Here is a 23,714-nt window from a genome sequence, read left to right as displayed (position 1 = left end):
ATTAATGACCACCGATCCGATTTGCGGGATGACGGTTGATGAAGCCACCGCCCTTTCCGGCGAAAAGGACGGCAAGGTCTGGTATTTCTGTCATGATTCCTGTCGCCGGAAATTCCTCGGCCTTCCGCCGGCCCCTCCCTCCGGCAAGCCCCCTGCGACCGCCTACTTCTGTCCGATGTGCGAAGGGATTGAAAGCGAGGTCCCGGCCACCTGCCCGAAATGCGGCATGGCCCTGGAAAGCAGCGGGCTCGCCGCCTCGGAGGATACCGCTGAATTCGATGACATGATGCGACGGCTTAAATGGGGCCTCTGCTTCGGCCTCCCGTTGCTGTTCCTCTCCATGGGCCCGATGCTCGTTCCCTCGCTGCACTCGCTGCTTGCGCCGGACCTGTCCCGCTGGGGGGAACTCCTGCTGGCGCTGCCGGTCGTCCTCTGGTGCGGCCGCCCCTTCTTTCAACGGGCCTGGCTGTCACTGCGCACCCGGAACCTCAACATGTTCACCCTCATCGGCCTGGGGACCGGCGCGGCGTTTTCGTTCAGCCTGCTGGCGATGCTCGGCCCGGGTTTTTTCCCGGACTCGTTCCGGCACCATGGGGTCATCCCGGTCTATTTTGAAGCCGCCTCCACCATTATCCTCCTCGTCTTATTGGGACAGGTCATGGAACTGGGCGCCCGCCGGAAAACTGGCACAGCCATCCGGGAACTGCTGAAGCTCGCCCCCACCTCCGCCTGGCGGGTCCAGGATGGAACTGAACAGGAAATCCCCCTGAGCGACGTGCACCCGGGCGATCTCCTGCGCGTCCGCCCCGGCGGCAAGATCCCGGTGGACGGTGAAATCACGGAAGGCCAGGGTGCCATTGACGCCTCCCTGTTGACTGGCGAATCCGATATCCTGGAGGCCGGACCCGGCACGCCCGTGGCCGCCGGCACCCTCAATCGGGCCGGTGCCTTTCTGATGCGCACGCAGAAGGTCGGAGCGGACACCCTGTTCGCCCGGATCGTTCAGCGCGTGGCGGAGGCTCAACGCAGCCGGGCCCCCATCCAGCAGCTCGCCGATCGCGTCGCCGCCATGTTCGTGCCCCTCGTAGGCGTGGCGGCCATCGGCACATTCGTGATCTGGGCCTGGGTTGGCCCGGAACCGCGTCTCGTCTTTGCCCTGATCAGCGCCGTCTCCGTACTGATCATCGCCTGTCCCTGCGCCATGGGGCTGGCCACCCCCATGGCCGTTATGGTCGGCATCGGCCGCGGCGCCCGCGCCGGAATCCTGATCCGCGATGCCGCGGTTCTCGAACAGTTGCATTCGGTCGATACCATCGTGGTGGATAAAACAGGCACCTTGACCGAAGGTAGACCCGTCGTGGTGAACTTCTCACCGGCGGATCCCCGGCTGATTCAACTGGTCGCGTCCGTGGAACACCTCAGCGAGCATCCCATTGGCCAGGCGATTGTGCGTTACGCCCACATTGACCTCCTGCCCGTAGAACACTTTCAATCCATCGCCGGCGGCGGAGTGTCGGGGATCGTCGCAGGCCAACACGTGGTCATTGAAAAAGCAATGCCCGGGGAACGGGATTCTCTTGATGAAGCTCAGCACCATACTCGCGTGGTCATTAAACTCAACGGAGCGGTCGCCGGACAGATTTCCCTGACCGATCAGATCCGGGCAACCACGCCCGCCGCCATCCAAGCCCTCCATCGCATGGGACTGCAGGTCATCATGCTCACTGGGGATAGTCAGCAGGCCGCCGACAGCGTAGCCCGCGAGTTGGGGATTGATCAGGTGCATGCCGGGATAACCCCCGCCGGGAAATACGACTTCATTAAAACGCTGAAAGCCACGGGACGCACAGTGGCCATGGCTGGTGATGGCATCAACGATACCCCCGCCCTGGCCCTGGCCGACGTGGGCATCGCCATGGGAACGGGTACGGATGTCGCCATGGAAACCGCCGGAGTGGTTCTGGTCAAGGGGGATCTTCAGGGAATCGTGCGGGCCATTCGGCTCAGCCGGGCGGTGATGACGAATATCCGCCAGAACCTTTTCTGGGCCTTTGCCTATAACCTCATGGGCGTCCCCATTGCCGCAGGCATCCTCTACCCCTGGACCGGAATGCTCCTGAATCCCATGGTTGCAGCCGTCGCCATGAGCTTCAGCTCCGTTACGGTTATCGCCAATGCCCTGCGCCTCCGGGGCTGCCGTTTATAATGTCTCAACACTGCGTCATTTCGCAGTTATGAGACATTGTTCACTTATTTGACACACTTTTAGTCGATCCCCTTCTTTCCTGTTTCTCAATAATGAAGCCTATTGTAGACAAATATAGGTCTATTTCGAAAAATGGCACAGTAAACGCTACATAGCCACCGAAAGTATTCAAGGAGTCTATGAGCACTGAAACAAATTTTAAAATCGCCATACCTGACCCCCGCAAATCAACCGCTACGGCGATTATCGTTTTCGCCCTGACCGTGCTTCCGCCCCGTCGGAGTCATGCCGAGGATTCAGTGGATGCCAAGTTCATGTATTATCAGGAGGATAAGGATCGCATCAAGGTCCTGGCTCCTGAAATCTCGGTGCAGCAGGAAACCGATACGGGCTGGATCATCAAATTGGATGGGATCTACAACTCCATTTCAGGGGCTACTCCCACTGGCGCGCCCCCTACTGCCCCCGCTCCCGTGAATACCGTTCGTTCGGCACCAACCGCCTCCTCCAGCAGCCCCACGCCCACCGCCCCAACCGTGACGACTGGGGGAGGAAATGATCGCACGCCGGAAGGCGAAGATGATGCCTTACTCCTAAGACGCAGCAACTTCCCGGCAGCCCGTTACTCGGCTGTCACGGCGGCGACCCCCGCGCCCGCGCCCACCCCTGCCCCTGCGCCATCCGGGACCACAACAGCCACCCCCGCCCCCTCCAGCACACCAGCCAGCAGCGGGGCCTCATCATCATCAACGACTCAGCAAGCGGCGCAACCGGCCAGCAGTTCCCGGATCCCCCTGGCGGATTTTGAAGATACCCGATGGGCCTTCAATATCGGGCTTTCCAAACGGGTCGGCGACCATACACCGGGCGTTCAGGCCTCCTATAGCCAGGAGTCGGATTACCTCTCGACCGGGCTCAGTCTTCAGGACGCCATTGAGTTCAATAAGAAAAACACCATCCTGGCGGTGGGGGGCGCCTATACCCATGACTCGCTGACCCCGGCCAACGGACGCCCCAGCGAGGCCAAGGATTCCATTGATGCCCTGCTGGGCATTTCACAGGTGCTGACCAAGACCACGGTGCTCACCGCCAACTTCACCCACGGGCAGGTCTCGGGGTTCATCAGTGATCCCTATAAACTCTCGGAAGTGAATGGACAGTTGGTCTATGAGAACCGGCCGGACAGCAAAACCAAGGAGATTCTCTATGTCGGCCTGCAGCAATTCATCACCCCGCTTGACGCCAGCATCGACCTTGGTGTGCGATACTATACGGATTCCTTTGGGATCAATGCAGAAACGTTTTCGCTGGCCTGGTTCCAAAAAGTCACCCCGGGCTTTATCATCAGCCCCATCGTGCGTTACTACACGCAAACGGCGGCGGACTTCTATGATGTGCGGTTCAGCGGCACCCCTGAATTTTACAGTTCGGATTACCGCGTTTCAGACCTGACCTCCATTTCCTATGGCGTTAAATTCATCTGGATGCCATCGGCCAAACTCACACTGGATGCCGGGGTGGAGCGTTATGAAATGTCCGGGAATGACGGCAAGACGGATCCGGAAATGTATCCCACCGCCCTGCTGTTCCTGGTGGGCGCGCATATGTCATTTTAAGGCAGGATTTTTATATGTCAGCCAGCGACTATACCAAACATACGTTTAACGCGATGGGCACGGTCTGCCAGCTTCAGTTCCAAACTGATTCGACGGCAGCGAGCAACGCGTTTATCACCCAAGTGACCAGCTGGGTTTCGGGCTTTGAGGCGAAATTCTCGCGCTTCCGGCCCGATAGCCTGATCGCACGGATCAATGCCGCCGCCGGGCTGGGCGCCGTGGATCTGGATGAGGAGTCCGAAAGCCTGTTTGCGCTCTGTGACTGGTTCCACTGGTCGACCCACGGTGTATTTGATCCCGCCGCCCTGCCTCTGATCTCTCTCTGGGATTACCATCTTCCGCATACCACCCTACCCGACGAGGCCGCGGTCCACTCCGCCCTCGCCCTCTGCGGCTGGAAGAAAATCCAGCGGCAGAAGGGATCATTCGCCCTGCCGGAAAAAGGGATGGGCATTGATGTCGGGGGGATCGGCAAGGAATACGCCGTCGACCGGGTATTCGAAATGGCGAATCAGGCCGGGATCCAGAATGTGCTGGTGAATTTCGGGCATGACCTGCGGGTTCAGGGCGAGCCGCCGGAGACAGGGCCCTGGCGCATCGGGTTGGAGGACCCCAATGACCCCGGCCGGTGCTGGGGGGGCGTGGTCATCCGGAACCGGGCGGTCACCACCTCGGGCAATTACGCGCGCAAGGTCACCATCAACGGCGAGACCTTTGGCCACATTCTAGACCCCCGCTCCGGACGCCCCGTGAATAACGGGTGTCAATCGGTCAGCGTGATTGCACCCACCTGCACCGAAGCCGGCATCTTGTCCACCACCGCCTTCATTCTGGGCGGGGCGGCGGGCCAACCCTTTCTCGACAGTTACTACCAGGTCGAGGGCTGCGTAAATGAACAGAAAAGACAATACTTAACCAGGAGATTCCATGAATACCTCATCCGCGATTAGAACACTCACCACGCTGGCCACCCTCGTCGTTCTCGCCATCGGCCTCACCGCCCAGGCGGGCTGGAAAGCCGGGTCTTCCCTGCCCGACCTGTCTCAATTCAAGTTGGAGGGGACGGTCCCCGCAGACTTGAAGGCGAAAGTGGTGCTGATCGACTTCTGGGCCTCCTGGTGCGGCCCCTGCAAGGCCTCATTCCCCGTTCTGGACAGCCTGCAAAAAGACTACGGGTCCCGGGGTCTGGTGATCATTGCCATTAATCAGGATCAGACGAGCGCGCTGATGAAGTCTTTTCTTGAAACGCATCCCGCCACCTTTCTCGCCCTGCGCGATGCGGGCAATCTCCTGGTGGCGGCGGCCGACGTGCAGTCGATGCCGTCGTCCTTCCTGTTTGACCGCTCCGGCAAAATCCGGTTTCTCCACACCGGCTTTCACGGCGAGAAAACCACGACTCAATACAGGGAAGAAATTGAACGGCTGCTGGATGAAAAGGACGGGCTCAAGAAATGAAACAACGCTTACTCATACTCGGACTGATGACGATGGGGCTGTTCTCACTGACCGGTTGCGGCACGGTTCAACCCTGGGAGCGGGGGACCCTGTCGGACTACACCATGCGCCCGGACCGGGATCCCCTGACGGATTCCATGCGGGAGCATGTCTACTTCACCCGTGAATCCGCGGCCGGCGGGCGCGGCGTGGGCGGCGGCGGGTGCGGTTGCAACTAACCCCGTATTGACTCGACACATGGGGGCCCACCCGCCATAATGCGGCCCATGCAACCACAAGAATTTATTGTCCGTCCGGATCAAGCCGGAATGCCGCTTCAGGATTTTCTGGCCCAGCGTCTGACCTTGTCCCGGAACAAGGCCAAAGGCCTTCTGGATGAGCGGCTGGTATTTGTCAATGGGCGCCGCATCTGGATGACCCACCATGAAGTCCGCCGGGGCGATAAGATCGAGGTGATGGTCCCCTCCAAGCAGGCGGCCAAAAAGGCCAAACCGCTGGTCATCCTCTATCAGGACACCGAATACATCATTGTCAACAAACCGACCGGCCGCCTCTCGAACGGACCGGATAGCCTGGAATCGGATCTTCAGACGCTGTTGAAGATGCCGCGCCTGCAGGCCGTACACCGGCTCGATCGCGACACCTCCGGCTGCATTCTGATCGCCAAGTCAAAAGAAGCATTTGATAAAGCCGTGGATTTGTTCAAGAAGCAGGAGATCTCCAAGGTCTACCACCTGCTGGTGATGGGCGAGATCAAGGACCGCGAACGCCGCATTGATTACCCCCTCGAAAATGAGCCGGCCGTCACAAAGCTTTATCATGTCTCCAGCAATCCCCTGGCCAGCCATCTCAAGGCCTCGATTGAAACGGGGCGGACCCATCAAATCCGCAAGCACCTGGCCTACATCGGGCATCCGGTGCTGGGCGACAAAATCTATGCCGTCCGCGGGGCCATTCCGGAAGACCTCCGCATGATCGACCGGCAGATGCTGCATGCCATGAGCCTCCGGTTCAACTCGCCCTACAATAACCGCTCCATCCGGGTCGAAGCGCCGCTCCCGAAGGACTTCACCCTCTGGATGAAGCGCCTGGGCTTGCGATAAGGAACACTCTTCTCGTCCACAGGATGAATATTTCACCACCCGCTTCGCTTGAGACACGGAGACACAGAGAATTCAAATGTGGCGTTTATTTCGCCCATGGGAGTACCCATGACCAAAATAAACGCCACGGTTTCTTGAAGGAATACGTAGAGCAGAAAAAGTTATTAATACCCCCTCCTCTTTCTCATGGTATTGCTCCAAGGAACCGTTGCGGGATTTTTAATTCGGGTACTCCGGAATTACAAATCCCGCAACATTCTCTTCTTGCTCGCCGGCATTCTCTGTGTCTCCGTGTCTCAAGCGAAGCGGGTGGTAAAATCCCTCTTTTCCTCTTGTTGGTGTTGGGGGTCATGCTCACGGGTTGTAGTCCAGCCGGGAACACGCCGATGGATCCCCTGCGCGCCACCACGGTGGCGGAGGCCGTGGCGCAATCCAATACGGTTCAAACCCTGGATTTGTTCTACCGCCGGCTCCATGGATTCCCACCGGAAATCCTCACGCTCAAGAACCTGCAACAGCTCAATCTGCGCACCTGCACCCTCGGACGGGTGCCGGATGAACTGGCCACCCTCTCGCAGTTGACCCGGCTGGATTTAGGCCAGACCGGCCTGACCAACCTCTCCCCGGCCGTAGGACAACTCACCCGGCTAACCCATCTCTGGCTCAACGATAACCCGCTCCCCGCCCTGCCCCGCGAAATCGGGACCTTATCCCAGCTCCAATATCTGAACGCGGATCGCACCCAACTGACCGAGCTCCCGCAGGAGCTCGGCTCCCTCCCGAATCTGAAATGGTTGAGACTCAATCACAACCAGCTCACCGCCCTGCCGGCGGAGATGAGCGGACTGGCGAAAAATCTCAAAGTGCTCTATCTTATCGGCAACCCGATTCCAGAGCAGGAACAGAAGCGGATCCGGAGCTGCCTGCCAGGATGTAACGTGATCTTTCGCGCCGGGCCGTCAGGTGAAAAATAACAGCAGGAGGGAAACGTATGAAAACAGCAAAACTTCGACTTGGAGTGAATATCGACCATGTGGCCACCCTGCGTCAGGTCCGCGGCACCAGCTATCCCGATCTCGTGCAAGCCGCCCGGGTCTGCGAAGTGGCCGGTGCCACAGGCATCACCGTTCATCTGAGGGAAGACCGCCGCCATATCCAGGACCGCGATGTCTTTGCCCTGCGCAAGAGCATTAAAACCCGTTTGAATCTGGAAATGGCCAATCACCCCGACATTGTCGCCGTGGCGCTGAAAGTCAAACCCGATGAGGTCTGCCTGGTGCCGGAACGACGCCAGGAACTGACCACGGAGGGCGGGTTGGATGTGGCCGGCCAGGCCCGTCGCCTGCGACCCACGATTCAGCGGCTGTCGGACGCCGGCATTGAGGTGAGTTTGTTCATCGCCCCGGATCCCCGGCAGATCGAGGCCACCGCCCGGCTGGGGGCACCTGTAATCGAGTTGCATACCGGCACCTATTGCGATCTCAAGGGCGCGGCCGCCCGGCAGGAACTTAAACGGCTCTGCGAAGGGGCACGACTGGCCCACCAGCTCGGCCTGATCGTCAATGCCGGACACGGAATCAACACGGCCAATACCCACGGCATTCTGGACATCCCGTTCCTCAACACCTTGAACATCGGACACAGCATCATCTGCCAAGCCGTATTCACCGGACTTAATCGTGCGGTGCGGGAGATGTTGGAGGCCATGCGCCCCTACCGTGGAGGCCGGGCCTAATGGCAGAATCCGTCATCGGCACCGGCGTGGATCTGGTGGAAAACGAACGCCTGCACGTTCTGCTGGAAAAGTGGGGCGACCGGTTCAAGTCACGGGTATATCTGCCCACCGAGCAGGCCTACTGTGAAAGCAAGGCCCAGCCCTGGCTTTATTATGCCGGACGGTTTGCCGTCAAGGAGGCTGTCTCGAAAGCATTTGGAACCGGCATTGGAACGGAGCTCGGCTGGCTGGATATGGAGGTGGTAAAGGATCCCGTTTCCGGAGCCCCATCCATCGCCCTGAGCCCGCACGGTCAGCTGCTTGCCGACAAACAGGGAGTGATTCGCGTGCTCATCAGCCTGTCCCATACCCATAATTTTGCCGTGGCCCATGCGCTCCTGATTGGCGAAAAACGAGGTGAACCATGAAAGCTGTCACGTCCGCCCAAATGAGGGAACTGGATAAGATTGCCACGACGGAATTCGCGATCCCGAGTTTCGAATTGATGCGGCGGGCAGGCGAAGGGATCGCCGGCACCGTGAGTTATCTCGCCGAGCGGATCCGCGGGGGCGACGCCTTCATCCGGTTCATCGCCGGGCGGGGGAACAACGGGGGCGATGCCTTTGCCGCCGCGTTGCTGCTCCACGAGGAGGATTTCGACGTCGAAGTCCTGCTGGCCGGGTCAGCGTCCGACATCCGGGGGGATGCCCTCCGCCATCTCGGCAAGATGCGGGCTGCCGGAATTCCCCTGATCGAGCTTCCCACCAAGGAAGCCTGGATGGATGCCCTGCAGACCGCGGGAAGCGGCGAGATCATCGTCGACGGCGTGCTGGGCATCGGGGCCAGCGGACCGCCCCGCGGCCCCATTGCCGGCGCCATTCATTACATCAATAGTATTTCCGAGGACAATCTGGTGGTTTCCATTGACGTGCCCTCCGGGTTGAATGCCGATACCGGCGAAGTCCCCGGCGAGGCGGTGATCGCGGATGTTACCGCGACGATCGGCATGCCCAAAATCGGTCTGCTCACCCAACAGGCCATTCCCTATGTCGGCACCCTGGATGTCATTGGCATCGGCATTCCCATGGAATTGACCGCAACCTACGACTCGCCCCGCCATCTGATTACCGGCTGGGACGTCCGGCAGCGCATGCCCAAGCGCTCACGCCTGTCGCATAAGGGTGACTACGGCCATGTGCTGATCGTGGGCGGTGCCACCGGTTACGCCGGGGCCCCGGCCATGGCCGCCATTGCCGCCCAGCGCTCCGGCGCAGGTCTGGTCACGGCCCTGGTACCGCGCCCCATCTATCCGGTTGTGGCAGGGAACATGCTGGAAGTCATGACGCATCCGGGTGACGAAACGACGGCGGGCTCCCTGAGCGCAGCCACCTGGGACCAATGGCGGGAGCGCATCAATGAGTTTTCGGCGATCGTGGCCGGCCCCGGCATGAGCCGGCATCCCGATACCACATACTGGATTCATCAATTGCTGAAGGAATGCCGGCGGCCCCTGTTGCTGGATGCCGATGCCCTGAATGCGCTGGAGGGCAATCCGGAGCGGCTCGCCAATGCCAAATGCCCGGTCGTCATCACCCCCCACCCCGGCGAACTGGCCCGCCTGCTGGGGTGCACCACCAAAGAGGTTCAAGCGAACCGTGAAGCAGCCATTCAGGATGCGGTTCAACGCACCAACGCCGTGGTGGTCCTCAAGGGGGCCGGCACCCTGGTCGCCCAGAAAGGGCAGCCTTTGCACATGAATTTGACCGGGAACCCCGGCATGGCGACGGGCGGCACAGGCGATATTCTCGCGGGCTTTATCGGCGGGCTGATGGCGCAAGGCCTCTCCCCGTTTGATGCGGCCTGCGTGGGAGTCTTCCTGCACGGGCGCGCCGGTGACAATGCCATGTGGGTCCGCTCCCAGGCCAGCCTGACCGCCACCGACCTGCTGAAAGAATTCGGGAATGTGTTCCGGGAAGTCACGATCAGGTGATCCCCCCATGAAACATACCCATGACCGTTCCCATTCGCTGCCCATGACGTGGCCCAGCCCACCTCTGAATATTGCCCTGGTCGAGCCGGAAATCCCCCCGAACACCGGCAATATCGCCCGGCTCTGCGCCGCCACCGGGACCCGCCTGCACCTGATCGAACCCCTGGGGTTTCAACTCACCAGCGCGCATGTGCGCCGGGCGGGCCTCGATTACTGGGATTCCGTAGATATGACGCGACACGCCTCACTGGCCGCCTTTCAGGCCAGCCAGAGCTCACCCCGCTGCTTCTACTTCAGCACCCGCGCCAAACGCGCCTACACCGAGGTCACCTATCGCGCCGGCGATACCCTGGTTTTCGGCAGCGAGTCGAAAGGGCTGCCGGATGCACTGCTCGATGCCAATGAGGCGAATACCCTGGGCATCCCGATCCTGACTGACCACGTCCGTTCACTCAATCTTGCCAACGCCGTCGCCATCGTGGTGTACGAGGCCCTGCGCCAAATATCGAAAAAGCATTGCACAACAAGCATTACGAGGGTTGTGCATTAAATCAGCGCACTCCGGAAGTTGGATTAATTTTCCCGTGAAACTCCGCGCGAAGCACAGGTGGCGTTCGACGTCCCCGGCGAACGATGGTCTCCCGGATCTACTACTTCAACGCCGCCCCGGAGGCGGGGAGGAGTTCGATGTGAGCAGAACTTTCAACTTGATGCGTATACCGCCATCGTATACATTACTGACATGACAGAGCTGGTAAACGTGCCGGATTTCGAGGGGTTCGATTGGACCGGGGGGAATGCCGAGAAGAATTGGAAGGGACACCACGTTACCCCATTTGAGGCTGAACAGGTGTTCTTCAATTCTCCGCTGCTTGCCGGGGAGGATGATGCGCATTCCCACCACGAGAAACGTTTCTTTGCCTTGGGGCAGACGGATGAAAGTCGGGAATTGTTTGTCGCGTTTACGATCCGTGGCAAAAAATTGCGCGTTGTGTCGGCTCGGGATATGAGCCGTAAGGAAAGAAAGGTTTACAGGTCATGAAGAAGCAAATTCCAAAATTCAAGAACGAGGATGCAGAACGGGAGTTTTGGGCGAACCATGATTCCATAGATTATGTTGATTGGTCCCGGGCGAAGCGGGCGGTGTTCCCGAATCTAAAGCCCTCCACCAAGACCATCTCATTGCGTTTGCCTGAATCGATAATTGCAGCGCTTAAAGTTTTGGCCAACAAGCGTGACGTACCTTACCAATCGCTGCTCAAAGTATTCTTAGCTGAAAAGGTTGAGGCTGAGTTGCGACATGGTCATGCCAAGACAGCATGAGCCGAATCAGTCCTTTTCGAGGATACTGACGCGTGATTTTCTTCAAATAGTTTTATTATTCTGGCTTCTGACTCCTGAATTCTGGATACTACTTCTTCATACAACCTATCAAACGTCAATCCCTCTCAAGGAGATTCCAATGGATTTGTTCAAGTCATACAAGCTGGGTGTCATTGAGTTGAAGAACCGCATCGTCATGGCCCCAATGACCCGCAACCGGGCCATTGACAACCTGGCCAGCAAACTGGTGGCCGAATATTATACCCAACGGGCCGGTGCCGGCTTGATCATCACGGAGGGAACCTCGCCCTCGCCCAACGGCCTGGGGTATGCCCGTATTCCCGGCCTCTATTCTACCGAGCAGACCGTTTCGTGGCGGCAGGTGACCGCCGGGGTCCATGACCAGGGCGGACGGATCTTTCTCCAGATGATGCATGGCGGACGGGTGGGCCATCAGCTCAATCTCCCGCCAGGCGCAGAATTGGTGGCCCCATCGGCGATCGCCGTGAAGGGGAAGATCTGGACCGACGCCCAGGGCGAGCAGCCCTATGACCTGCCGCGCGAGATGACCCCCGATGATATCCGGAAGGCCGTTGCTGAATACGTCCAGACGGCACGCAATGCCATCACCGCCGGCTTTGACGGGGTTGAAATTCACGGGGCCAATGGCTACCTGATCAATCAGTTCCTTGATCCCGTTTCCAATCAGCGGAACGATGCCTATGGCCGGGACCATACCGGACGTAATCGCTTCGCCCTGGAAATTGCGACGGAAGTCATTGCCGCCATCGGGGCCGCCCGCGTCGGGATCCGCCTCTCCCCGTACGGCGTATTCAATGACATGGGCGGTGCCTATGCGGGAATCGCGGAACAATATACCGCTTTGTCGGCAGCGCTGGGCCGTCTTGGCCTGACCTATCTTCATTTGGTCGACCACTCGTCGATGGGCGCGCCGAAGCCCCAGCCGGAGACCGTCAACGCCATGCGCCACGAGTTCCGTGCCGCGGGGGGCCGCATCATCCTCTCTGGCGGCTATGATCGGGACCGTGCAGAAGCGGATTTAAAGAGTGGCGCGGCAGATCTCATAGCCTTCGGCCGGCCGTTCATTGCCAATCCGGATCTGGTGAAGCGGCTCAAGGCAGGCATCCCTTTAGCCACCCCCGACATGTCTTCGTTCTATACCCCCGGCCCTAAGGGCTATACGGATTATCCCGTCTCCTGAGAAGGTCGTCGGCCATGAGGCGACTGCAAAGGCGGGATATGCCTTTTCAGGTTGATATCACCTGAATGCCCTGATCCTGAAGAATTGATTGCTGCCTGCGCCAATCCCAGGGCACACAACCCCGTTTGTGATGCCCGTTGGCGGCATATTGGTGAATACAACAGTCCACTGATTGGAGGCCAAATCCACGGCGCACTCAACGTATTGGAAAGCGCTTGTGCCTCCCATCCAGACCAGATCGAAGTCATTTGTGACCACCCCGACACTTATAATGGCCAGACGGGAGGCAGGGTTTGTCGGATTAAGGTCGGCATTATAGGAGTCGAGCGTAGTGAATCCATTGAGATTTGTAAGACTGGCGATACCGGCCAGCGTGGGATCAAAACCATACTGAATAGCCCAGCCATCGGGAATCCCATTCGTAGCCGATGACCATTGGGTTGGGATAATGCCATACTGGTATTCCAGAACATCCCTGACACCATCCCCATCATGGTCACTGCTGGTGGTGACGGCGGAGAGGCTACCGAAATGGGCGCGGACCCAGGAGTCGGGAATACCGAGCCCCGTGGTGTCGGTAGTGGTGCCGGTGTAGGTTTCAATCGTGCCTCGCGGCGTCAGGTCTTTTCCCTGGAGGCCGGGATAATTGGTGGGATAGCGGTACACCCGGAAAACCGCATTCATGAATTGGTCGGTACGGGCCTCATCCGTCGGCGGAATAGTACCCTGGGCCATTACCGTGGTGGAAACAGGAGAGTTGTATTGCCAGACGGTTTGACCTGCGGGTGTAACTTCAAACAACTTCCCCTTGATACCTTCGCAGATGAGGGTATTCCCGTTCGGCTGGCGTTGACAGCCTGAAATTTCCGAAGAGTAGAAGTTGGAAACCGGGCTGCTGGTATAGGTCCAGGCGGCCGTGCTGGGCCCGAAAGCAACATTCAAGGAAAGGCTATAGTTCCCAGCAACATCCACCGGTGGGACGACCTCATTGATAGCTGAATAACCGCGCCCGATCCCGTTGTTGAATATCAGGATGTTGCCTGCGCCGGGGCAGTTGGTTGCAATCCAGTGGGTATGATGCTGCTGGTAAAGGATCCGGTTGGTACTGGCGCCCCGGTCATATTGCTCGGGGTCGCCCCAGCGGTAAAGGATATCGCCACCCTTGTTGTAGCGCCCACCGGCATGGCTGGCGGCCTGCGCCGTGGTGTTACTGTGGTCAATCACAAATAACTCATTATTTCCCCGGAAACTGAGCATGACCTGGTCAAGTTGCGGATTATAGTCGATCCCGTTTACATGATTCCAGAACTGCGGGATCTTGATACCGGGTCCGTTGACGTCCAGGAGCTCAGGATGGGCAGAAACCACCCCGTAGTTCGACTTCGAGGGGTTTTGATCCTGGATCAGATGGTCCCAGATGTGCCATTCCCAGACGACGGTTCCGCCGTAAGGCCGGGTGGGAATCACTTCGACCAGGCAATCGGGAAGCATATAGCCCTGGGTAAAGATGCTGGAGTCCAGCAAGTTGGTGCTGAAACCGGCCGCCATGACCTCGGCCAGTGTTTTCTTTTCGGCCACGAGCATCAGGACATTACCATTGGGTAGCACCTTGAAGTCGTGGTGGTGAATGTAGTATGTGCTGTAGTAGTCGATGGCCCACACCAGGTTTCCGCTCCAGTCATATTCCTCAATGCGGCCGCCCTCGCCGCCACCGGTGGAGGGGCCGCCGCTGGTCACCATACAGGCCCGGAACAGGTGTCCATTTTCCATCAGGTAGGAGGCGCGGCCCGGTTCGTAGGTGCTGGTCCACTTGTGGACGTATTGCCCCTCATTGTTAATGAGGTAGGTGTTGGTCTGGTGCATGGGAGCCATCAGGGTGTAGCCGGGATAGGCGTTGGTGGTATTCAGGAACAGGCCGACTGTCTGGGTAAGCTTTTCAGCACGCATGATACGGAACCCGACATGGAACCAGGCGCCATTGGGATCGTCGAGACCGGTGGCGGGATCGGGACCGCGGAAGTAGGAAGGATCGCGGTTCGCGACCCGGCCATGGCCGTAATAAGTCTGTCCGCCGCCATTGTACCAGTTGCCGCCACGCAGGCCACGACAGGGGGTGCCATCAGGCATGTTGGAGCCTATGGTGGGGCCGGGTGGATTGGAGATGATATTGCCGGTCACGCAGTTCGTATAATAGTCAGTTTTGTACCAGTCATTGACCCATTCCCAGCAATTCCCTGACATGTCGTAAAGCCCGTAGCCATTGTCGCCATCGCGGGTCTGGTAGGTGATCTGGCTGCCAGGCCAGTTGAAATCCGCTTTACTCCTGAGCGCACCATTATAGAAGCCGACGGGAGTGGTATGGGGATAGGTACCGGACTCGTATGGGTCGCCCGAATCCGACCAGTTGGCCCGTGCGCCGTCGATGTTCGAGTCGTTACCCCAGGGGAAGATGCAGTAGGGATTGGTATGGGCGCCGCGTGCGGCGTATTCCCATTCCGCTTCCGTGGGCAGGCGGTATCCGTTTTTTGTGAAATCCGTATCGCCGGCCACATTGGTGTAACAGGGAGTTAAGCCCTGGTTCTGGCTGATCCAGTTGCAGTAGGCGATGGCACCGAACCAGCGGATGCCGGTTATGGGGTGAAGGTCACGGCTCTCCCGGACGACGAAGGTGTTGTTGGAATACTGGATCGGACTGTAGGGATAGGAGGCTACGGTGTCGCTGTAGATGTTGGTTCCGTCAATGGCGTAGATGAAATTCGAACGCACCTCGATCAAGCCCTGGTAGAGCATGGTGTTGAGGTAATCGCAGTATTCCCGGCACGTGACCAGGGTAGTGGCCATGTAGAGCGGGCTGATGTAGACAGGATGGACCGGAAGTTCATCTGTCGGATGGCCGGGATCGATATAGTTGAAATGATCCCCCATCTGGTAGGTGCCTCCGGGGATACGGACAAATGTCGCGGTGAACGTGCTGGCGATATTAGTCAGTCCACCCCGCACGAGCCGGACAAGATAGTTTGAACCCTTGTCGGCGTAACTGGTGACGCCATACTGGCAATCGAGGAACCAAGCCTGGTTGGTCGTGCCATGGAGGCTGGTTGAAGACCAGTAGCGGGAGGAGGTGATATCGGGAAAATAGGCAGCGCTGACAGAAGGCAACACCAAGGTTTCGTCATTGAGGGAATGCAACTCCTTGATGTTAGGGAGCCGCCAGTCGCTGAAGCCGCCGAGCAGGTTGGTGAGCGCGTAGTTAAGGGCGCCTTCCCAGTTCTTCGTGGCCGGAATCTCAGCTTGCTGCCAGGTTAGCCCGGTATCGGTGTCCGTGACGGTGCCATTACCGTTATCGGTGAAATGGTGCTGGGTTGCGGGAATGGACGCCCCACGCACGCAGCGGGCGTGGATTTTTCTGGTGCCACCTGCGCCTACGGCTTCGGTTTTGAGGTGGTTGCCGATGCCGCCGCCGGAATTGGCAACCCAGATGACATTGGAGTCGTTTGCCTGCGTGTCACGACTCCACCAGTATTCCGCGCCGGTGCTCGGGAAATAGTTCGTATTGAGAGCGGGATTGCTGGCGCCCTGGCGGATGATACTGTAAAGCTCATGGCTGGTGGGGAGCCTCCAGTCTGAATAGCCGCCGAGGGTCAGCGTGGATGGATAATTGGCAGCAGTTTCCCACGTCTGGGTGCCGCTGTCACCCTGCTGCCACATGAGGCCGGTGACCTTGTCGCTGATGGTGCCATCGCCATTATCGGTATAGGCGGGGGGATGGATCGTGTAGTCGGAGTCCTCGCCGTACGTTGACGTATAATCGGTCGTCTGGCCGGTATCGGGCAAATGCAGCAGGCTGGAGACATTGGTTGGCGCGGGGGTGCTGACAGTATAGCCGTAATTGCTGGAGGGCGCGCCGGCGGGACTACTGGTACTGGCCCCTAAATTGTCCATGGCGGACAGGTAATAGTGAACGGTGGTGCCGGACGGGTAGGTGCGAATGGAGGCCCCATAAATGCCGTCACCGGACGCGCCATCCTGATGAAAGCCATCATCATAGAGGATGGTATTGGTCCAACTGGATACCCCGGAAAGGACTTTGACAGAAATCTGGTCCAGGTCCACCCGGTTGTCGGTCAATCCTCCGCAGAACTGGAAGCGCATCGCCAGATTGCTGACGAGTTCTGAAGTCTGGAGGTCGTAGTGATAGAGTTGCCAGGTGTGGTTGCTGCCGGTCAATTCACTCAGCCTTGTGACGAATCCGGTCCCACTATTGAGCTGCAGGGTCCAGCCTGAGGTACCGGCCTGGGAAAGTGCCTGAAGGCGGAATTCAATGAACCCGGAGTTGCCTCGGGTATCGATGGGACTGGTCGGGACGATCATGGAGTCCGTGAGATTGATGGTGCCGATCTTGAATTCCATGCCGTTGGTGTTACCGCTGCCATAGTTCGCGCCAGCTCTTTGCTCGAAAGGTGAGCCGCCGATAGCGGTTACGGTCCACATATTGTCGCAACCATCACCGGTCCAGGGTTTAATGGGCGAATATCGCATGGTTTCCGTGAAAACAGTGTTTGTAGCCAGACTTCCGCCTGATCCCGTTCCATAGAGCAACGAGGCTGAGGCGATGCCGTCATCATCATGGATAGCGGCCGTCACCCAGACGGTATCGTTGCTGGTTGGAGCAGCGGGAGTGAGGGTGACTGCGGTGATGACGGGTGAGTTGGTGCCGCTTGGCCCGCTGGAAGCGCCCATAAGGCGCATCCGGAGGGAATATAGTGAGCCTGAGTCGGTGGTGATGAACAAGGTCTTGCGGTCGCTTCCGCCGAATTCCAGGTTGGTTGGGCGCTCGACACCGGGCACGCTGATTTGCTCGACTTGGTTGCCGCTGGCGTTAAAGACCAGTACGGCCTTTTCTGCCAGATAGAGGTTGCCTTCGCTGTCCAGGGTCATGCCGTCGCACTGGACATTCGCAAACAGTGTTTTGCTGGATAGCGTACCGTCGTTATTGATGCTGTAGCAGTAAACCATGCTGGCGCCCCAGTCGGCAATATAGAGGGTCTTGCCGTCAGGTGTGCCAACCAGACCATTGGGTCTAATCATGTCACTGACCACACGTGTGGTGTTACTGGTAGCCGGGTCGAACAGATAGACATGCTCCCCGCTCTGGATGTTGGTGTGCCCGAAAAAAATAGGGTCGGTGAAATACAGTTTACCGGCAGGGGTCACCCACAGGTCATTGGGTTCATTGAAATGCTGACCGCCAAAGGTGCCGACCAATGTCGAGATATTCGTTTGAGGGGTGATGGAGGAGATCCGGCCATTGTCGCCTTCACAGGAGAGCAGGTTCCCGGCTGGATCGAAGGCAAGCCCGTTTGCACCACCGGAATTAGTGAGGAAGAGAGAGAGCTGGTTGGCGATCGACCATCGGAAGATACAATCCGCAGTAATATCCGAGAAGAAGATGTTGCCGCTGGAATCGGCCACCGGGCCCTCCAGGAAGTTAAGGCCCGAGACCACCTGAGTGAGAGTGCCCCCTGCGGCCATGACGCTCTGGTAGACGGTATAAGACAGGGCATTGGAGGGGGCATTTGCAGGGCTGTTGGTGGCATTGCCGAATTCGTCCTGAGCCGAGAGATAATAAAGCACCCGCGTGCCGGTGGCATATGCCGGAATCGTGGCTCCGTAAACGACGCCTGTCCTTGCCATGGGAATGGTATTGGTGGTGCTGCCGATGATGGTGATGAGGGATACCGCCGCAAGGGGGCTATTGGTGGAGACGCTGGCCGTGACCCAAACGGTGTTAGTCGCGGCAGGGACAGCCGGGGACACGGTGATATGGTTGATGGTGGGTGTGGAAATATAAAACGCCGCCCCGCCGGTGATGGTGTTCGTGCCGACAAGGGTGCGGCCTGACAGAGCTGGGTGAGTCGAGCTGTAGCGGGTCGCGCGCCAAACCGGGTTTGCGAGGGGCCAGTCATCCCGCTTATAGGCAATGATGCCGTTGGTTGTTACCGGGTTGATATATTCCCAGACGACGGATCCGGATGGGGTGATTTCGAAGAGATGGCCCTCGCTGGAGGAGCAAACGAGTGTGTTGGAGTTTGAAAGGCGTTGCGCACTACCGCCGATAGGGCTGAAAAAGGCCTGATTCGCCATTGAATAGGTTATGGCCGTGACCTGGCGTGAGATGTTTTTTTTCTGTTTGTCGGTATCGTGGCCCGGGGCCGACCAGATGTTATAGCCGGCAGCGGGCGGATTCACATAAGAACCGGTGTCGTTGGTACTCGCATTCAGGTAGCCATTGATTTCGAAGAGATAGGATTGCGGGGTGGTCTCAAACAAGTCCTGTCCATTGTTGAAGACAAGAAAATGACCGGCCCCCGGCACCCCGGGTGGAATCCAGTTGGCCTGGCTGACCCCACCGATCTGCTTGTTGCCGGTGATCGAGGTGGTCCAGTTCAACTGGATCGAGGGGGCACTCCCCTGGCCGTAGCGGGCTGGATCCCCAAACCGGTAGATGAAGTCACCGGCCGTGCCGGCCGCCAGCGCGATACTGCCCGCCGGATTGTTGCTGACGAACGTATTGCCGTGGTCGATAACGTAGAATTCACCCCCCTCGGCGGAGATGACGATTTGATCCAGATTGGTGTTGTAGTCGAGCGAGGTGCAGTGCAGCCAGTCGTTGGTCAGGGGGCGCCCTGCCAGATTCAGGTTGATCTTTCCGGGCGCATTGGAGACCGATGTTACATAATTGGATTTTGAGGCGCTGAAATCCTGAACCCCGTGATCAAAAAAGAACCACTCCCAGACAACAGTCCCGGCCGGATTGACTTCGACAATGGCATCTACGGTAACATCGGAATAAGCGCCATTCGCAGGATTGCAACCAGCCGCGATGCATTGGTTAGAGGTGATGGTTTTGTTGGCAATATAGAGGGTGGTATTAGTCCCGAGCTTCTTGTTGTAGATTCTCAGGAAATCCTGGTGCGGGAAATAGTTAGTCCGGGTTTCCGTGTAGAACCACACATTGCTACCGGTCCAGTCCAACTCCTTCAGGGTCGTGAAGCCATCGATATCACCATTACCGGCATCCAGCAGGTTCCCGGTATCCAGCAGGCGGGGATTGATCCCGAGCGGCCAGGTGTGGACGACATAGCCTTCCATGTCGAGGAGATAGCTGACTCCCTGGGCGCCAAATAGCGTGTAGCCATCACTGGTTTGGGTTTTATCCCAGTAAAGCAGCTGGGTGGGACCTTGCAGGCGCTCGTACGCACTGACAGGGAGAGTGAGGCAGGCGAGAAGCAGGAAAACGCCGGATTTCCGAAGGGCTATTGATTTGATTTCATGGCGTGACATAAGAGGGTGTCCTTCCTGTAATGGTGCTGCCGGGAATTAAGGTGCGGCCCGCAAGAGGCGGATCGTTAGTGGTGTAGCGGAAGGCCCGGAAGATGGAGTTCCCCATGGGCCAGGTATCGCGCTTGAATTTCAGGATGCCGTCCGAACTGACCGGATTGATGAATTCCCACACAGGCTCGCCAGCGGGGGTAACTTCAATGATATGTCCCTCGGTGTCGGCGCACACCAGCGTATTGCTGTTGGCCAGGCGCTGGGCGCTGCTGCCAATGTGGCTGAACATGCCGTGGACGGCCTTTGAATGGTAGAACCAAACAATCTGACTGGACAAGAGCCGGGGGGCCTTGTCAGTGCGACGGTTCGGCTGCCAGGTAAAATAGCCGGCATCCGGGGGATTGACGTAGGTACCGACATTATTGGAACTGGCGTTCAGATAGGGATTGATCTCGAGGACATAGGACTGCTGCGTATGCTCAAACAGGTTCTGGGAATTATTGAATATCAACAGGTTCCCGGCGCCCGGGAAGTTAGTGGGGATCCAGCTGACATGGTGGGCACCGCCGATTTGTTTATTACCGGAAGAGGATTCAGTCCAATTGGTTAAAAGGGAGGGGAAGTTGCCCTGGTTGTATCGGGCAGGATCGCCGAACCGGTAGATGAAGTCGCCGTTGGTGCTGGCCGCCAGCGCGATGCTGGCCGCGGGATTGTTGCTGACAAAGGTTTTGCCATGGTCGATGACGTAGAATTCGCCGCCTACCGAATTGATGACAATCTGATCCAGGGACTGGTTGTAGTCCATGGAGTTGCAATGGAGCCAGTCACGCTGGACGGGACGGCCCGGCAGGTTGACGTTGAGGCGTCCGGGCGCACTGGCGAGGGAGGCGACGTAGTTGGATTTGGCAGGGTAAAGGTTCTGGGCCAGATGGTCGTAGAAGCCCCATTCCCAGACAATGTTGCTGCTCATGTCGACCTCGACAATCGTATCCATCTGCGCGTTGGTATAAGGGGCATTGACATTGGTGGCGCACCCGGCCGCGATGCACTCGTTGTAGGAAATGGTCTTATTGGCAATGTAGAGGGTCGTATACGCATTGAGCTTCGGGTTGAAGATGCGCACGAAATCATGATGGGGTACGTAAGTGGAGCGGCTTTCCGTATAGGACCAGACGTTGGAACCCGACCAGCTGACTTCCTTGAATCCGCCGAACCCGCTCGGGTCATCCGCCGAGGCATCAAGGACATTGCCATTATCCAACAGGTGCGGGTTGGTACCGACCGGCCAAGTGTGAACCACGTGGCCTTCCATGTCGACCAGGTAACTGATGCCACGGACGCCGAAAAACGTGTACCCGTCGGCCGTTTGTGTTTTATCCCAATAGAGAAGTTCCGTGGGCCCCTGAAACGCCTCGTAGCCGAAAGCCACCGTCACGAGAAACATATAACTGATCAGTGCGGTTTTCATAATGTGCTCCCTGCTGGCATTGAGTAGGTATCGGCCACAGCCCCGTCAGGATGGACGTAATCGACCCTGATAGCGCGTGCGGAGACAGCGCCCCGGAGATAACCGGAACTCCCCAGGGTCCTGCCGCTCAGGTAACCATATTCCGCCGCGCTCCGGGTGTCGCCCCGGGGATCACCGGGCTGGGGCACTTCCTGATACACCATGCCATCGCGTTCCTGCCGGGCGTAGAGATGGTCATGCCCATGGAACACAATGGACACCTTGTTTTTTACAAGCAGTTGGTGAATCGGCATGGGCCAGCCGGGACGATTTTGTTTGAACCCGTCCGTCCCATCCGCATTCTTGCCGCCCCATTCATAAAACGGTGCCGCCTCGGCACCACCCCTACCCTGCCGGTCCAACCCGCCCACAAGGTTATGAATAAAGACAAACTTGAACGTCGCCTGGCTTGCCTCAAGCGTATGCTTGAGCCATTGATACTGCTCTGAACCCAGGGTCACTTTCCAGTTGGAGTCGTCACGACGCAGGCGAGGGGTATACCAGTAGGGATCCAATACGACGAACAAGGCGTTTCCATACTCCCAGGCATAATAGTTATGATTACTGGCGCAAAGCGGATCAGGGAAATAGCGTTGACGCATGGCTCGAGACCAGATGGCAAGATTATTGGTCGTGCCGTCGAGATACCGGCCGCTTTCCCCATCGTGATTCCCCGGCACCAGATGAACTGGAACCTGCAATAGGTCAAAATATCGGCGCTGATCAAGGTATTGCCTGGTCGCCTCTTCCCGGTTCGCGAGTTTCTCACTCATGAACGTATCCCCCAGATCAATGTGGAACACAGGCTTGTCTGCAGAGGCCGTCACCAGCGTCCGCTGATACAACCCACGGTCAGTATTGTAATCCAGATGAGAGTCGGCGGTGATCGTAAAAAGGAACGCGGGGGCCGTTCCCTCTGCAAACACCCCGGCGGCGCAACACATGACCGTGAATAGTATCCGTAACATCGTCTTATCCTCCGTTCTTCACTTTGCACTAAACAGGAAATCCGTATTTCCAATCGTTGGATTCCGGATCGGATCAGAGTACAGAAATGGCCCCTTGGGCTCAGTCGGATCAATTTTCCGCAGGGAGGCGAGTTTTGTTTTCTGTTGCGCCGTCAGCGTCTGGCCGACCTTGCCAAAGGCGGTGGCATAAAAGTACGCCATCTCGCCATCAAGCTCGCCATAGCGTCGCGACAGGGCGAGGACAGTGTCTTTATCGGCGGTCTCGCCTTTCTGGAAACGCCGCAATTCCGCCGATATCGCCCGACGTGTTTTGACGATCTCCGACAGATCCTTGCGCTGCAGGTCAATGAGATCCGTGATCCATTTCCGCTGGGAACCCGTCAATGTGGCTAGGAACGCCTCACCGCTGTCCCCCGTCAAGGTGGTACTGATTGAGTAATCTTTCTTTCCCATGGCCGGGGCGGTCTTCATGCCGAACCCACCAAAGTACATTCCATGCCGTTCCGGACAGAAGTAGGTGTCGGCATCCAGCGAGCCTGCATACCAGGCAAACATTTCGCTGGCATAGGTCATTACAGCCACATTAACGGTATGGGGCATACTCCTCTTGTCGAGCTGATCCGCCATATCCGGCCAGGTCCGGGAATCGCCGAACTTCAGCTTGGCCAATGCCGCCTTCTGGGACTCCGAGAAATGGTGGATGATCCCGCCCATGACTTTGGCACGATCATAAGACAGCCGGCCGTCCAGTTCGTACAGATCGGCCGACAGCTTGATCACCGCGCTCTTATCCAGACCATTGCTACCGGCGGGAAGATCCCCCTCCAGATTACGGCGGAAGGCCTTGATCAAAGGGAGTCGCTTTTCGGCGAACGTCCGGATGTCATTCTCCTGCTCTTTGGCCAGCGCCAACAGCTGAGCTTTCTGGTTATCATCCAGCACGGCCAGCATGTTGTTGGCAATCGTCGTCAGGAATGACGTGTTATGCCCTCCCTCCTTGGCGTCGATATCCCGCATGTACTGGAAGCCGAAGTAATCAGAGACCTTGCCCGGCGGCAGAAAGGTGTCGTACCCGAAATCACCGGTCAAAAAGGCCAGCCCATCGAAGGCTATTGTATGGAGCTGAGCCCGATCGGATATTGCTTGTTCCAGCGAGTATCGCTTCACGTTATCACGTGGTTGAGGTCCCCGCGGCAGACGCTCCTGCGCCAGCCCGCCTAATCCAAGCCCCATCACCATCACCGTTCCGACTATCATCGCCCCTTTCATGATCTT

At 58.1% G+C, this 23,714-nt stretch carries 18 protein-coding genes; 14 read left to right on the top strand and 4 right to left on the bottom strand.

Going from position 1 to position 23,714, the window contains the following annotated elements; translation table 11 throughout:
- Positions 1-4 precede the first annotated feature (4 nt).
- The 14 genes from WCS52_03265 (at position 5) to WCS52_03200 (ending at position 12,629) form a co-directional block, all read left to right on the top strand.
- A complete protein-coding gene (locus tag WCS52_03265) occupies positions 5-2,206 on the top strand; it encodes a heavy metal translocating P-type ATPase (GenBank protein ID MEI6166190.1) in 2,202 nt (733 codons plus the stop codon).
- Between the two features lie 179 nt (positions 2,207-2,385).
- On the top strand, positions 2,386-3,822 hold the full coding sequence (locus WCS52_03260; protein MEI6166189.1) for a DUF3570 domain-containing protein: 1,437 nt from the start codon (positions 2,386-2,388) through the stop codon (positions 3,820-3,822).
- 14 nt (positions 3,823-3,836) lie between these two features.
- Complete coding sequence (locus WCS52_03255; GenBank protein MEI6166188.1) at positions 3,837-4,772, top strand: FAD:protein FMN transferase; 936 nt, start codon at positions 3,837-3,839, stop codon at positions 4,770-4,772.
- Positions 4,750-5,277, top strand: a complete 528-nt coding sequence (locus tag WCS52_03250) for a TlpA disulfide reductase family protein (protein MEI6166187.1) — start codon at positions 4,750-4,752, stop codon at positions 5,275-5,277. The genes WCS52_03255 and WCS52_03250 overlap by 23 nt, the downstream gene beginning before the upstream one ends.
- Complete coding sequence (locus WCS52_03245; protein ID MEI6166186.1) at positions 5,274-5,495, top strand: DUF4266 domain-containing protein; 222 nt, start codon at positions 5,274-5,276, stop codon at positions 5,493-5,495. Before WCS52_03250 ends, WCS52_03245 begins: the two co-directional genes overlap by 4 nt.
- 48 nt (positions 5,496-5,543) lie before the next feature.
- Positions 5,544-6,380, top strand: coding sequence for an RluA family pseudouridine synthase (locus WCS52_03240; protein ID MEI6166185.1), 837 nt, complete (start codon positions 5,544-5,546; stop codon positions 6,378-6,380).
- A 350-nt stretch (positions 6,381-6,730) separates the two neighbouring features.
- Complete coding sequence (locus WCS52_03235) at positions 6,731-7,354, top strand: leucine-rich repeat domain-containing protein (protein ID MEI6166184.1); 624 nt, start codon at positions 6,731-6,733, stop codon at positions 7,352-7,354.
- A gap of 17 nt (positions 7,355-7,371) precedes the next feature.
- Complete coding sequence (gene pdxJ, locus WCS52_03230; protein ID MEI6166183.1) at positions 7,372-8,115, top strand: pyridoxine 5'-phosphate synthase; 744 nt, start codon at positions 7,372-7,374, stop codon at positions 8,113-8,115.
- The gene (gene acpS / locus WCS52_03225; protein MEI6166182.1) at positions 8,115-8,522 is read left to right on the top strand and encodes a holo-ACP synthase; all 408 of its coding nucleotides are present in this window, start codon (positions 8,115-8,117) and stop codon (positions 8,520-8,522) included. Before pdxJ ends, acpS begins: the two co-directional genes overlap by 1 nt.
- A complete protein-coding gene (locus WCS52_03220) occupies positions 8,519-10,084 on the top strand; it encodes an NAD(P)H-hydrate dehydratase (protein MEI6166181.1) in 1,566 nt (521 codons plus the stop codon). The genes acpS and WCS52_03220 overlap by 4 nt, the downstream gene beginning before the upstream one ends.
- A 7-nt stretch (positions 10,085-10,091) precedes the next feature.
- On the top strand, positions 10,092-10,634 hold the full coding sequence (locus tag WCS52_03215) for a tRNA (cytidine(34)-2'-O)-methyltransferase (GenBank protein MEI6166180.1): 543 nt from the start codon (positions 10,092-10,094) through the stop codon (positions 10,632-10,634).
- A gap of 192 nt (positions 10,635-10,826) precedes the next feature.
- Positions 10,827-11,126 carry a BrnT family toxin gene (locus WCS52_03210; GenBank protein MEI6166179.1) on the top strand — a complete coding sequence of 100 codons (300 nt, stop codon included), beginning with the start codon at positions 10,827-10,829 and terminating at the stop codon, positions 11,124-11,126.
- Positions 11,123-11,407, top strand: a complete 285-nt coding sequence (locus tag WCS52_03205; GenBank protein MEI6166178.1) for a BrnA antitoxin family protein — start codon at positions 11,123-11,125, stop codon at positions 11,405-11,407. Before WCS52_03210 ends, WCS52_03205 begins: the two co-directional genes overlap by 4 nt.
- A gap of 139 nt (positions 11,408-11,546) precedes the next feature.
- Positions 11,547-12,629, top strand: a complete 1,083-nt coding sequence (locus WCS52_03200; protein ID MEI6166177.1) for an alkene reductase — start codon at positions 11,547-11,549, stop codon at positions 12,627-12,629.
- A 57-nt stretch (positions 12,630-12,686) separates the two neighbouring features.
- Here the strand turns inward: WCS52_03200 and WCS52_03195 are convergent, their stop codons facing one another.
- Genes WCS52_03195 through WCS52_03180 form a run of 4 tightly spaced genes read right to left on the bottom strand, consistent with a single transcriptional unit; the run spans position 12,687 to position 23,708 of the window.
- Positions 12,687-19,973 (bottom strand): DUF1566 domain-containing protein, encoded by a 7,287-nt coding sequence (locus WCS52_03195; protein ID MEI6166176.1) that lies wholly within the window; start codon positions 19,971-19,973, stop codon positions 12,687-12,689.
- Positions 19,960-21,432 carry an aryl-sulfate sulfotransferase gene (locus WCS52_03190; GenBank protein ID MEI6166175.1) on the bottom strand — a complete coding sequence of 491 codons (1,473 nt, stop codon included), beginning with the start codon at positions 21,430-21,432 and terminating at the stop codon, positions 19,960-19,962. Before WCS52_03190 ends, WCS52_03195 begins: the two co-directional genes overlap by 14 nt.
- Complete coding sequence (locus WCS52_03185; protein ID MEI6166174.1) at positions 21,429-22,439, bottom strand: metallophosphoesterase; 1,011 nt, start codon at positions 22,437-22,439, stop codon at positions 21,429-21,431. Before WCS52_03185 ends, WCS52_03190 begins: the two co-directional genes overlap by 4 nt.
- An 18-nt stretch (positions 22,440-22,457) precedes the next feature.
- Positions 22,458-23,708 carry a hypothetical protein gene (locus WCS52_03180; GenBank protein MEI6166173.1) on the bottom strand — a complete coding sequence of 417 codons (1,251 nt, stop codon included), beginning with the start codon at positions 23,706-23,708 and terminating at the stop codon, positions 22,458-22,460.
- Positions 23,709-23,714 lie beyond the last annotated feature (6 nt).

The organism is bacterium (genome assembly GCA_037128595.1).
Lineage (GTDB): Bacteria > Verrucomicrobiota > Kiritimatiellia > CAIKKV01 > CAITUY01 > JAABPW01.
This window is presented reverse-complemented; position numbering and strand designations above follow the sequence as displayed.